This is a genomic window from Streptomyces sp. NPDC102360, from assembly GCF_044766085.1.
Taxonomy (GTDB): domain Bacteria; phylum Actinomycetota; class Actinomycetes; order Streptomycetales; family Streptomycetaceae; genus Streptomyces.
This window is the reverse complement of the sequence record NZ_JBIWLG010000001.1, coordinates 974,694-987,200: the sequence shown is the minus strand read 5'-3', so window position 1 is coordinate 987,200 and position 12,507 is coordinate 974,694. Positions and strand designations below refer to the sequence as shown.

At 70.7% G+C, this 12,507-nt stretch carries 8 protein-coding genes; all 8 read right to left on the bottom strand.

Annotation, left to right across the window (positions count from 1 at the left end; translation table 11 throughout):
* Positions 1 to 90 precede the first annotated feature (90 nt).
* A complete protein-coding gene (locus ACIRHA_RS04405) occupies positions 91 to 3,051 on the bottom strand; it encodes a trypsin-like peptidase domain-containing protein (protein WP_403839699.1) in 2,961 nt (986 codons plus the stop codon).
* Positions 3,041 to 3,352, bottom strand: coding sequence for a trypco2 family protein (locus ACIRHA_RS04400; RefSeq protein ID WP_403839697.1), 312 nt, complete (start codon positions 3,350 to 3,352; stop codon positions 3,041 to 3,043). Before ACIRHA_RS04400 ends, ACIRHA_RS04405 begins: the two co-directional genes overlap by 11 nt.
* Positions 3,353 to 3,483: 131 nt before the next feature.
* Positions 3,484 to 3,882: a 6-pyruvoyl trahydropterin synthase family protein gene (locus tag ACIRHA_RS04395; protein WP_403839695.1), complete on the bottom strand. Its 399-nt coding sequence runs from the start codon at positions 3,880 to 3,882 to the stop codon at positions 3,484 to 3,486.
* A 56-nt stretch (positions 3,883 to 3,938) separates the two neighbouring features.
* On the bottom strand, positions 3,939 to 4,670 hold the full coding sequence (locus ACIRHA_RS04390) for a zinc-binding alcohol dehydrogenase (RefSeq protein ID WP_403839693.1): 732 nt from the start codon (positions 4,668 to 4,670) through the stop codon (positions 3,939 to 3,941).
* Positions 4,671 to 5,040: 370 nt separating this feature from the next.
* Entirely contained in the window at positions 5,041 to 5,556 is a 516-nt protein-coding gene (locus ACIRHA_RS04385) for a hypothetical protein (RefSeq protein WP_403839691.1), read from the bottom strand.
* Between the two features lie 300 nt (positions 5,557 to 5,856).
* Positions 5,857 to 6,621 (bottom strand): DISARM system phospholipase D-like protein DrmC, encoded by a 765-nt coding sequence (gene drmC / locus ACIRHA_RS04380; RefSeq protein WP_403839689.1) that lies wholly within the window; start codon positions 6,619 to 6,621, stop codon positions 5,857 to 5,859.
* Positions 6,618 to 8,510 carry a DrmB family protein gene (gene drmB / locus ACIRHA_RS04375; protein ID WP_403839687.1) on the bottom strand — a complete coding sequence of 631 codons (1,893 nt, stop codon included), beginning with the start codon at positions 8,508 to 8,510 and terminating at the stop codon, positions 6,618 to 6,620. Before drmB ends, drmC begins: the two co-directional genes overlap by 4 nt.
* On the bottom strand, positions 8,507 to 12,346 hold the full coding sequence (gene drmA / locus ACIRHA_RS04370) for a DISARM system helicase DrmA (RefSeq protein ID WP_403839685.1): 3,840 nt from the start codon (positions 12,344 to 12,346) through the stop codon (positions 8,507 to 8,509). The genes drmB and drmA overlap by 4 nt, the downstream gene beginning before the upstream one ends.
* Between the last annotated feature and the right edge of the window lie 161 nt (positions 12,347 to 12,507).

Here is a 12,507-nt window from a genome sequence, read left to right as displayed (position 1 = left end):
CGCAGGAACTCGTGGGTCAGGAGTGGGGCGGCGCCGCCCGTCCGCAGCCGGCTGATCACTCACGGGCACGGCTCCGGTAGCGCGCCCCGGTCAATCAGCCAGTCGCCGCGCGTGGTCGGCGAGCCATACGGGAGTGATGATCTCGGCGTTACCGTCAAGTGAGGCGGCCGCCCGGGCCAGGGCGGTGGCAGCGGTCCTGGGGTCGGCAGGAAGTGCGCGGGCGGCCTCGGCCAGGTCCTGAGCCGCCGCCGCTTGGCCGGCGCCCGCGATCTGGAGGGTGGTGGAGGCGCGTTCGGCGACGGTGACGGACTCTTGGAGACGGCCGTCGCACCAGTACGCCCAAGCGAGGTTGAGCAGACAGACACCCTCGGCGCGGGGGTTCTCCATCAACGATGCCTCGTGGCGGGCGTCTTCGAGAACGGGGGCCGCCTGTGCCGGTTCGCCGAGGGCCAGGAGGGCGAGACCGCGCGCGTTCAGCGCGTAGGCGATCGCCTCCTGGCTGCCGACTGCGCGGTAGGCGCGGGCCGTCTCCGCGCCCGCGTCGGCGGTCTCCTGCCAGCGCCCCAGGGCGAGCAGGGCGATGGTGCGCGCGTTGCCCGCGCGGGCGATGGTGAGCAAGTCGCCGCCCTGGCGGGCGAGTTCGGCCAGCCGGTCGGCGACCTTCAGCGCACTCTCACCGTCGCGGAGGTAGCTGTGGGCAAGGCTCAGGGACAGCAGCGCGTGGACTTGGCGCTCGCTGTCGCCGAGTTCGTGCGCCAGCTCGGCGGCGCGGGTGAGCGGAATGACGGTGGCGTCGGTGCGCCCGAGCTGCCGGTGGGCGTCACCGAGCCCGAACAGGGCCTTCTGGACGGCGCGTTGGTCGCCGAGGCGTTCGGCGAGGTCCACAGCGCGGGTGAACAGGTCGACGGCCTGTTCCATCGGTCCCGCGCTGAGCCGGGCGTGCCCGTAGGCCACGAGGTGGGCGAGGCGTGATCGCTCGTCGGCGATGTGCTCGTCCACGGCAAGGTGCATGGAGAGCGCGGCGAGCACCGAACCGTGCCAGACGAGCCATTCGCTGATCTCGCCCAGGAGCAGCGCGGCGGCGTCGTAGTCGCCCGCGCGCACCAGGTGGTCGAACTGCCGTCGCTGCGGCTCGATGTCCTCAAGGGTCCGCCAGGTGCCGTGCGGCCTGGCCTGTTGCGCGTACCAGGATGCGATCCGCCGTTCCACTGCCTGCCTCCCGAAAGGTCCCTGTTGCGGCATCTGCGTGTAGGCGAGGTCGGCGTCCATGGGATGCAGGGCGAGGGTACGGCTCGCCCTGTCCGCGGAGACCAGGTGGACGCGGACAAGGGCGGTGAGCGCGTCGGTCGCGGGCAGGTCCGGGTCGAGTCCCACCATGATCTGTACGACCGTGTCCGGCGGTACCGGGGTGCGCAGTGCGGCGAGGACGCCGAGGACGGCGCGCTCAGGTGGGGCGAGGCGACGGTAGCGGTCCTGGGCCAGGTCGGCGACGACGTCGTGGCGGCGGGTGAAGTCCTCCAGTACGTCCTGCAGGCTCGGCAGCAGGACCGTGTCGTCGGCGACCGCGCCGACGAGGAGCTCCAGTGCGCGGGGGACGCCGTGGACGCGGACCGCGGCGTGCAGCAGTTCGGCGTCGGACAGATCGGCGATACCGAGGCTGCCGTCCCGGTCGAGTTCGCGCAGCAGGGCGGCCGCCTCGGCGGGGCTGAGCCCCTCGGACAGTTCCACGTGGGCGGCGAAGCGCCGCAGTTCGGGTGCGAGGCGCACGGGGACCTGGCTGGTGACGAGGAGACGGGGGCTGGAGCGGGCCCGGAACAGCCAGTCGAGGAAGAGTGACAGGTCGTTGTCGGCGACGGTGCCGTCGTCGTGGAGCAGGTCCTCCAGGTTGTCCATGAGGATGACGACGAGTCGCTCGCCGATGGCCGCGTGCAGTTCGGCCAGGCGGTCCTGCGTCGTGCCTGCCGCGGCCCAGACGGTGTGCAGGCGTACTTCCTGTTCCGGGCCGAGCAGGCGGGCACAGTCGAAGTAGAGGCGCTCCAGGGAGATTCCGGTGGTCCGCGTGGAGAGGTTGACGATGCCGGACGGGAGGGGCCCGGAGGCGGGGTCCGGCCAGGTGGCACCGCGGTCGAGGAGGTCCATGGTCTTGGCCGCGAGCGCGCTCTTGCCGATGCCCCGGCGTCCGGTGACGGTCACCATGCGGATCGCGGGATCGCTCAAGTGCCGCACGATCGCGTCGCGTTCACGGGTGCGGTTCTTGAACAGCTCGATGCCGTGCGCGACAGGGACCCCGACCACCCGCATCCGTGGCGGCCCTTCGACGTGCGCGGCGGTGTCGTCCGCGACAGGCAGTGCCATCGGGTCCACGAGACCGAGCAGTCGGGCGAGTTCCGCGCGGTCCACCGCGCCGAGCCGGCGCAGTGCGTGGTCGAGACGCACGGCGGTGAGCCTGCCGGGCCCCTCGGCGCGGTGGTGCTCGGCGACGACTCCGATGACGCGGTGGCCTGCCCAGACGGCGGCGCCGGACATGCCCGCCCAGGGCGACGCGCCCGGGTCGGGATCGGCGCCGGCCGGTGCCACGGTCAGCTCCAGGGTTCCGGACCGCAGGTTGGAGAGCGCGGCCACGGTCCCGTCGGCCTGGTGAAGCTCGCGGAAGGACGTTCCGTCGGGGCGGCGGCGCCGCTTCCACAGCGGGAACCCGGCGGCGTGCACGACGCTCACTCCGTGCCGGTCGTCGGCCACCCGCCCGAAGCGGGGGGCTGTCACGGCCGCGGGGGCCGTCGGTGGCGCAGCCACGCTCAGCACGGCGAGATCACTGGCCTTGTCCGCCCAAGCCACGGTCGCCGGAGCCGACCACTCGCCAGGTCTGTCGGCCTCACACCGCACGATCACCGAGCTGGCCTCCGCGACCACATGCGCAGCCGTGAGGACAGCGCCGAAGGAGATCCGGTAGCCGGATCCCCGCCGCCCGCCCTGCTCCGCCTCGACGATGATCTCGGCGATCCGGCGCGGGTCGAGCCCGCCCGGCTCGTCGGCCGGCGCCTCAGACCTCATCGAGCAGCTCGGCACCCGAGATCAGTGCGGGCCGGTCGGGCGCGTCGGTGCGCACCGGCTGGAGGGTGAGAGTGAGGCGCTGAGTGGTGGTGCGGGCGGAGCGCGCGGAGTGCTGGACGTCGAACACCCAGAAACGCACCTTGGCCCCGGGCTCGCGGCTGCGCTCCACTCCCACGGCGAGTTCGAGTTCGAGCTTCTCCGCCTGGAACCGGAGTCCGTCGCCCTCGCCGTCCGCCATGGCCCGGCCGAGCTCGGCCCGCAACTGCGCGATCATGTCCGCCAGTTCCACCGCGTCGTCCACACTCGGCCCCCGTTCCGCCCGACACCGTCCGGTCATCCGTCCGCCGCAGCATACCTACGACGTGTCAGCTACGCGCGGTGCGGGTCCACTTGTACGCGATGGCCACGGGTGATCCGGCCGCCCGCCCGCGGTCAGAGCGCGCGGTGGTAGTCGGCCCACGCGATGTGCGACTCGTGAAGCTGCACGGAGAGGCCGGTCAGACCATGGGCACCGGGCCCCAGAGCACCTGCGTGTATGCGGGCGGCGAGGCGGTCGGCGATGGCCTTGGCCAGGAACTCCGTAGTGGTGTTGATCCCCGCGAAGTCCGGGTCGTCGTCGAGGTTCTGGTACGAGAGCGCCCCGACGATCCCGCGCACCTCCCTGGCCGCCAGGTCCATGTCGACGACGATGTTGTCGTCGTCGAGGTCCGGGCGCCGGAACGTCGCATCGACCAGATACGTCGCTCCGTGCAGGCGCCGCGCGGGGCCGAACACCTCGCCGTCGAGGCTATGGGCGATCATGAGGTGGTCGCGGACGGTGACGCTGAACATGGCTTCTCCGGGCGGGGGTTGGCTGTGCGGTGACGTAGTGGGGTGCTGTACGCGGGTCAGTGCGGGCTGTACCGGATGCGGTGGCACAGCCCCGGCAGCCGCCCCGCGGCGATCCCGGCCATGACCCGCGGGAGATCGTCGAAGTCGGACTCGTCGGTGATCAGCGCGTCGAAGCGCGGGTCCCGCAGGAGGTCGAGCGCCAGGGCCAGCCGGTCGGCGAGCGTGTACCGCCCGCGCAGTTCCGGCGGGAGGGCGCCGACCTGACTGCTGCGCAAGGACAGACGGCGGGAGTGGAAGAACTCCCCCAACGGCAGAGACACTTGGCGGTCCCCGTACCAGCTCAGGTCGGCCACGGTGCCCTCGGGCGCGAGCAGTTCGAGGGAGCGCCGGAGCCCGGTCTCGGTGCCGCTGGCGTGGAAGACGAGATCACGGTCGCCGCTCGCCCGATCGGGCGCGGCGAAGCCGGCACCGAGCACCTCCGCGACTGCCGCCCGCGCCGGGTCGACGTCGACGATCTGGACTCTGAGCCCGGGAAAATCGGCGAGGAGGGCGGCCACGCAGCAGCCCACCATGCCCGCGCCGACCACCGCGATCCGGTCGCCGATCCGCGGCGGCGCGTCCCACAGTGCGTTGAGCGCGGTCTCGACGGTCCCGGCCAGCACGGCCCGTTCCGGCGGCACACCATCCGGTACGGGGGTGAGCGCGGCGGCCGGGACGCTGAAGCGGGTCTGGTGCGGATACAGGCTGAACACGGTCCGGCCCACCAGGTCCGCAGGTCCCTCCTCCACGCGGCCGACATTCAAGTACCCGTATTTGACGGGTCCGGGGAAGTCGCCCTCCTGAAACGGGGCACGCATCATGGCGTACTGGCTGGCCGGAACCCGCCCCTGGAAGACCAGGGACTCGGTACCACGGCTGACCGCCGAGTACAGCGTCCGTACTACAGCCTCCGCATTAGCGGGCAGGCGGGCAGGCGGGCAGGCGGGCAGGCGGGCAGGCGGGCAGGCGGGCAGGCGGGCAGGCGGGCAGGCGGGCCTCGGAGTCAATGATCGCGCCCTGCCCCGGGGTCACGACCCAAAACGAGCGTATGTGGCTCGGCACGAATGATCCTCTGCTACTCACGGCCCGCGCGGCCCTGCCTCCGAAGTTCCGGCGATCCTAGACGATCACGTGACGCCCGGAGCAACCGCAGACCTGGCAGGGCCGGCCGCCGTCGTACGAAGCCCGGGCCTTCAGCGAGGCGTCGGGCCTGTCCAGGGACACACCGAAGGTGATGTCACGATCAGCGGGCGCCGCGCCGAGCAGGCCGGCGCCAAGGTCGTAGCGGAGCACCTGCAAGTCGAGCCGGGCGGCCACGTGCACGTGGCCGGAGTCGAACGTCCAAGCCGTGGACGTCCTCGTGCCGTACTGCCAGAACGCCCGGCCCTCGCGGGCGACGTCCGCCTCGACCCGGTAGCGGTGCGTGGCGGCGTCGATCTGGGCGGTGGCGCCCGCGAGTTGACCCGCGCGATCAGCCGGTCGTTGGCGGTGCGCTGGACGACGCCGTTCACGGTGCCGGGGCCGAAGACCGGCCGCAGCCAGTTCTCGGCCCTGCGGGAGCCGGGCTCGAAGCCGGCGGTACGTCGTGCCGAACGGGGTTCCGGTGGCGTCGCTCGCGCCGACAGGGCGTGCCACCCGGCTGTGCGGCCCGAGGGACCACGGCTCCTGAAGCGGTACCGTTCAGGAGCCGAAGGCGGGGGCGAGGGAGGCACTGGCCCGTACGCCGTGCGACAGAGCCCGAACGAACGCGATCCTTGGCACACCGTCTCCGCCGTAGTCCGGTTACCCGAGCGTGGCCAAGGGCCACGGTGGCATCGCCCAGGTGAAACGCGTCTGTGCCTCGAAGCCGGGTTGATTCCACTGCTCGTCTTTACGTGGGTGACGTGCCGACGCCGCATTTTCCGCTTGCACCGACGGCTCTGCACCGGAGGGTGCTCAATACCGTAAAGGGCGGAGCACTCCATCGCGCTGGAGTTCCACCACATGCTCCGCCGCGCGCCGTGGTGCTTCCCCGCCCCTCACCAGCACGCCCGCCTCGATGTTGCGCCGGGCAGCCGACTCGGTCAGATTGGCGCTGCCCAGGAAGAGCACGCGCCGGTCGGCCACCGCGAGTTTGGCGTGCTGACGCGAGCGCGTGCGCGCGGTCGGGTCCCGTGCCCAGTGCCACAGGCGCAGACCCGGTACGGACCTGAAGGCATCGGCCGGCTCCCGCCCCGACAGGAGTCCGCCCGCGCCCGCCAGGGTCTCGACGACCACATGCGTCGTCACGCCCCTGCCCACGGCCTCGGTCAGCGCCCGGGTCAGTGCCGGGTAGGGGCGCGCCGCGTAGGTCATCGCGAGCAGTTCGTCCCGTGCCTCTTCGATGACGTCGATGAGTACCTGAGCGGTGGCCCGGACCGGTACGGCCGGTGTCGCGGGGCCGCTCCAGACGGTACGGACCTGGACCTCGTCCCGAGCACGCAGTGTGGCGGCGATATAGCCACGTACGTAGGCGGACGCTTCGGCGAAGGAGACCGCCTCGGCCTCCAGGGCGTCGTACAGTTCCCCGACGGCCGCGCTGACGGCGGGGGTCGCGAGTTCGGCCAGGGTTCTCTCCTTCCGGCGCCGCTGCGCCAGCAGACCGGCGAGGTCCTTGCCGCGGGACAGGCCGAGGACCGTGATGGCGGCCTCGGCTGCGGCCTCGAACCGGGGCCTGCTCATGGGAGCAGACCGACCGGTGTCAGCACCTGCTCCTTGTCTCCGGAGAGCGGGACCAGGAAGCGGCGGTCGAGGAAGCGGTTGCCGCGCTCGCAGGTGGTTTCCGATACGAAGAGGCAGACATGGCAGGCGGCTCCGTGGAGATGGTCCGCCGGATCGTGCGGCAGACGCTCCGAGCACAGCGGGTCGGCCGAGCAGTGTCCGGCGTCGACCAGGCAACGGCGGAGGATGCGTTCGAACTCGCGCTCCTCTGCCAGGGAGACCAGGCCTCCAAGGGTGCCTTCGGAGTCCGGGACGGCGGTGTAGATGAGGATGCCCGTTCTCGGGTCCTGGTCGTCCCCCGCGTAGACGCGCTCGGCGAGCGAGGCGGAGTTGTAGCCGCATTCCAGGGCGATCGTGCGAATGAGCAGGTGGGACAGGGTGTGCAGGGCGATGTACCGTGCGCCGGGCCAGCCGTAGTAGGGGTCGAAGTCGCTGGTCTTGCGGTCCGACTTCCGGTTCACACGGAACCGGCCGAAGGCCTCTCGGTGGGCTTCCATCTGCGGTGACTTCTCCATGCGGGCAACCCAGTCGGCCATGAGGTCGTCCCGAACCCGGAGAAAGATGCCTTCGCCGCGGACCTCACTGGCCGGCACCCAGTTCTGCGCGCCGCGGGACAACTCCACTCGCGTAGCGATCTCCGGCGACTCGGGATCAGGAGCGTCGAGGCGGGTGAATCCGATCAGGGCGCGTGCCTCGCGCAGCCGCTCGACCTGGCGGATGTCGGAGAACAGTTCCCCGAGAGTGGGCGATACGGGCACCGGCCACAGGGCGAAGTCGTCGCTGGGTGTGGGGACAGGGCCGGAGAGCGCGTCCCATTCGGGCCCGAAGAGGTCTGCCTGGACGTCGGGGGCCGAGGAGGCCGGCGCGTTCGAGCCTCCCTTGCGAGCCGCGATGGCGGCGACCACCGTCTCCGCGTCGAACTCCTTGAGGAAGCCGAACTTGGGGATGCTCGCCATGAAGGCGTACTGGTGTGGATCCGCGATGACCTGAAGGTCGGGCCAGTGGTCGTCGAGGAGTTTGTCGATGTCGCCGCCCCGCCCCTTGGGCAGGGCCAGGGCGCTGAGCGTGAGCGGGAACCACTGGTTGGAGGCGCCCGCCACCATGAGGACCGGGTCCTGTTCGCAGCCGTTCGGCGCGTACGTGCCCAGGTGCGGGTGACGGCCGCGACACCGTGGCAGGTGACGGCGGCCCCGTTCGCCCATCGCTTCGCGGATGTTGCGCTTGTCGCCGCACGCGACGCATTCGATGGTCACGTTCGCGGCCTGGTTGCCGCCGTGGTCCTTCATGCGCAGCTTGGGGCGTTCCGCCTTGGTGCAGCTCTGCCCGCGGTGAACGTATGGCGTGTACGGGAACTCGTCGAGGTGGCCGACGGTGCAGACAAGAGTGAAGCGGGCCGCCACGGCGAGGGGCTTGCTCTTCTTGCAGTCGTGGACGAACTTGGCTTCGTGCGGCGTCCTCGGGTTGGAGTTGAGGAAGACGAACTCGCCCGAGTCCACGGCGGCGAGCACATTGCAGGCGGTGCAGCGCAACCACTGGGGGAAGGGTGTGACGGGCACTCCGACGCCCTGTGCGGCCCAGCTCTTGGGGTCGATGTCGCCACCTTCGAGCCAGGGTGCCGCGCGCAGTTGCTCGATCTGGCCGCGCCCGTAGCGTTGCAGGGTCCGGTTCACGGCGGCGCGCAGCCGGGGTTCGTCGATGTCGTAGTCGGTGATGCCCGCGTGGCTCCAGGATTCGAGTCCCTTGATGAGGACCGAGAAGTTCGGCAGGTCGACCAGGGAGCCGATGCCGGCGGTGAACATGAGGTGGCTGGGGCGGACGGCGCCGACCCTGCGGTTGCCGTTGCCGCTCATCGCTGTCCCTTTCCACTTCTCGCAGTGGCGGTGTCGGTGGTTCCGTATTCGTCGCTGTCCACGGTGGCCGTCGCGTCGGGGTCGTCCTCGGAACGGGGGGCCGTGGCACCGAAGTTCCAGTCGGGTCCGCTCCCTGATGGCGACTCGTCCAGGAAGGAGCCGCTGCCCGGGAGCAGGAGGTTGATCTCGTTCTCCGTCTCACGCATCGACATGCCGACGGTCAGTTCGGTCCATCGTGAACCATCCGCTCTGTGCAGGAGCCCGTTGACGACGGTCTTCTTGTGCTTCTCCTTGCGGTAGCCGAGGGTCGCGGTGTTCTCGTCCCGCTTGCGCCGCCACTCGTCCTTGAGGTGGTCCAGGCGTTCGCTCAGGTACTGGCGGGGCCGGTCGCCTGCTACCCGTTCGGCTCGCTCCAGGAGCCGGCGCTCGACGTCCTGGGCGAGTGGTCCGTCGAGATCGACCTGGGAGGCGTCCAGATTGCGGGAGGTGTCGTGGGCCGCTTGCCGCAGTGCGGCGACGTAGGTGGCGGCCACTCCGCGGTCGAGGGCGCGACGGGTGAACGGCGTGACGGAGAGTGCCTCGACCCGGCGGTAGAAGGTGGCGTGGTAGTGCTCGAAGTCCTCGTAGTGGGCGAGGTCGCGCGGGCGTGACCAGTTGTAGAGGGTGACGACGAGACCAGGGCGCGCGGAGTCGCGGCCGACGCGGGACGACGCCTGGATGTACTCGGCGGTGTTCTTGGGCTGGCCGACCACCAGCATCAGGCCGAACCGGGAGACGTCGACGCCGACTTGCAGCATGGAGGTGGCCAGGACGACGTCGACGGCCTGTTTCGCGGTCGGTGTCATGGCGGCGCGCGGGACGCGCTTCTCCTTCGCGCACACCGCGTACTCGCGCAGGAAGGCGCGGCGCCGCTCGGAGGTGTCGCGTTCGGGGTCGAACTCGATCTCCAGGCGCTTGAGGGCCGCGCCGATGTCGGACGAGGAGATGCGTGAGGTCAGTTCTTGGACGCTGAGCATTCCGGCTCTGCTCACGATGCGGTCCGACAGTGTGTCCTGGCCCCTGCGGCTGCCGTTGGAGCGGACGCGGGTGGTGATGTCGTCGTCCATGTAGCGTCGCATGCCCGCGAGTTCGCGGGTGGCGTTGAAGTAGCCGACCAGTGTCATATAGGGGTCCGCCGGTTTGCCGTAGTCGTCGAAGAGCTGCTGCCCGGCCAGGAGCAGGATTTCGGCCACGCGGATCTCGGCCGCCTTGAGGCGGGTGCCGTGGGCGCAGACGCCCAGATAGCGCCGGCCGGGGTTCTCGCGGCTCAGCTCGACCTGGCGCGAGAAGAAGGTGTCCCCGACGTCGAGCACCTGCGGCGGGAAGACGGCGACCTTGCGGCCGAAGACCCCGAGCACCTGGTCGGCGGCGCGTTTGGTGGTGGCGGTGGAGGCGACGATCTTCGGCCCCACCTCATGGCGCCGGCCCTGGGCGTCGGTGACGCTCCACGTGCACAACTGGTCGACGGCGGACTCGAAGAGGCCGACGATGGTGCCGAGCGCACCGGATATCAGGTGGAGTTCGTCCTGGATGATCAGGTCCGGAGGGCGGAGTCTGGCGACCGGCTGTGCGGTGACTCCGGGCAGGTCGCCCTTGGCGTTGTGCCGGCTCCCGCAGCCTGTCCTGGCGTCGAGGTCCTCGTGGCGGTAACCGTGTCGCGGGCAGAGTTCGGTGACGCGGCCGAACAGCAGACCGGCATACCCGTTCCAGGGGAGTTGGGCAAACTTGTCCACGGTGGCGATCAGCAGCGCGGGGGCCAGCCGGTAGATCTCCTCGTCGACGGTGAGGACAGGAATACCCTCCCCCGGCGACTCCCGGCGTGAGAAGGGGCAGCGGTCCTCGCCCTCCCCGCGCGGGCAGTACAGCACGACGCGGCGGCGCCCCTCGTCGTACTCCATGTGAGAGCGGGCCGTCAGCCCGCTGCCGCACCAGGGGCAGGTGAGTACCTGGAGCACGCGTGCGTGCTTGTCGCTCGCGCTCTCCCTGGCGTCGGCGATCTGCTCCTTGGCCTCGTCGAACCAATTCGGCGAGACCGCGGTTCCCACCCAGAGACCGATACGGAACGGGGTGGCGCCCCAGCGTGCGTCCCGCGCGTACTCCGCACGACGCAGTACCTCGCAGGCGCTGACCAGAGCGGCGGCGCGCTGGAACTGCTGGGCCGTCAGCAGCCGCAGGGTGTAGCGCATGAGGACACCGACGCCCGCCTCTCCGCCGCGTGCCTCCGCCCCCGAACCGATGGTGCCCTGCAGCCGGCGCAGCGCGAAGGTGTAGGCGGCGAGGCCGAGGTAAGCCTCCGTCTTGCCACCGCCGGTCGGGAAGAAGAGCAGGTCGACGAGGGCTTCGCGGCCGGTGCCGCGGTGCGGGTGCCCGGGCCGGGTGAGGGAGTCGAGGTTCAGCAGGACGAAGGCGATCTGGAACGGCCGCCAGCTTGCCGCCTTCTTGCCCTTGGCGTGGACCTCGCCGTACGCCTCCTGGTAGGAGACGGGGTCGTCCTCGCGGCCGGAGCGGGCGGCGGCGATGGCGGTGTTGCGGCGCTGGAGCGCCATGGCGCGGTTGGCGAACCGGAAGGCTTCCAGGGCCGTGTCGTCGGCCACGAGCCGGTCGATGCCGAGCGTGACGCGGTCGCAGATTTCCAAAGCCTGCTCGATGGCTGTCTCCGCGGATTCACGGAGGTCGTCCGGGAGCGAGCGGGCGCGGTGACGCTGCTCTTCGAGCCATGCGCCGTAGCCGTCGGCGAGCGGAGCCAGCGCGGCACCGAGCTCGTTCCTGCGGGCGGGTACCGCCAGTTCGGCGAGTTCGTCCATGCCCAGTTCGAGGCCGCGGAGCAGTTCCTGCTCCGCCAGGGACGGGGCGGTGGTGGCCCGGACGTCGTACTCGGGAAGCCAACTGGTGGTAAGCCGGTGCGCGTTGCGTTCGCCGTCGCGCACCTGTGCGTGCACGGCGACGTTGCGGCCGCCGGCGTGATTGAGGCTGTCCCGGTAGAGGAGGCGAAGACGCCGGTCCTCGGCGTCTTCCGGTACGGTGCCGCGGTTGGCGGGGCCGAGCGGATCGTCGACGGGCAGGAACACCGCCGCCTGGTCGTCCGGGAAGGCGGTCACGTCGATCTCGGTCTGGAAGAGCCAGTGCGCGTCGCGCGCCTCGCCGCCGTCCTGCTGCCGGTTCACCAGGGCCAGTTCGACGACCCTGAGATCTTCGGTTCCGGCCTGCGCGGCGTGCTGGCGTACGCGCACGTCGAGGACGACGGCGTGGCCGTCGAGCGCGAGCAACTTCTCCGTCTCACCGGTCACGTCGATGTCCACCTGGTGCGTGACCGGCTCGCGCGACCAGGCCCGGCGGGTCGTACCCCGGTCCGTCACCTTCCCGGACTGCGTGTACCGGCCCCAGCGGACGTGAGTGCTGAGCGTGCCGACCGACGCGGGCACCGTGAACGAGAGCCCCATGGAGGAAGCCCAGATGCGGCCGGCGGCCTGCGGGGTGAGACGGTCCTGGGGGGCGTCGTCGTCGCCTTCCTGCTCGTCGCCCGAGTCGCTGTCCGCGCTTTGGGCCGCCGCCAGCGCGAGGCCGTCCTTGGTGACGGCCGCGGGCTGTGGTCCGAGCATGCCGACCAGGTAGCGGTCGCGCGGCCCGGAAGACGCGCTCGACAGGGTCTCGGTCTCACCGTCCCAAGGACCCAGCAGATCGCGGCGGATGTAGGTGACGAGCCCGTCCCGCACGGTGTACGAGTCCCCTGCACGGAACGTCTGGGGCACTTCTTCGAGCGGATGCGGAACATCGGCCTGGGCAGGCTGGGCCGGCATGCGGTGGGTCCTCTCGGACAGATCCGGTGAAGCATGAACGGAGTCGAGCGGAGATCGACCGGGAATCGTGACGGATCGAACGTATGCCAGCACGATAAAACGTTGACTCAGTTCACACAATAAGTTCGCGGGGCTCTGTCGCCCCTGCCTCAACGTCTTTA

Coding starts and splice junctions, on each gene's coding strand:
- ACIRHA_RS04395 (WP_403839695.1), bottom strand. CDS start 3,882: ATGTTCAGCGTCACCGTCCGCGACCACCTCATGATCGCCCATAGCCTC.
- drmA (WP_403839685.1), bottom strand. CDS start 12,346: ATGCCGGCCCAGCCTGCCCAGGCCGATGTTCCGCATCCGCTCGAAGAA.
- drmB (WP_403839687.1), bottom strand. CDS start 8,510: ATGAGCGGCAACGGCAACCGCAGGGTCGGCGCCGTCCGCCCCAGCCAC.
- ACIRHA_RS04405 (WP_403839699.1), bottom strand. CDS start 3,051: ATGAGGTCTGAGGCGCCGGCCGACGAGCCGGGCGGGCTCGACCCGCGC.
- drmC (WP_403839689.1), bottom strand. CDS start 6,621: ATGAGCAGGCCCCGGTTCGAGGCCGCAGCCGAGGCCGCCATCACGGTC.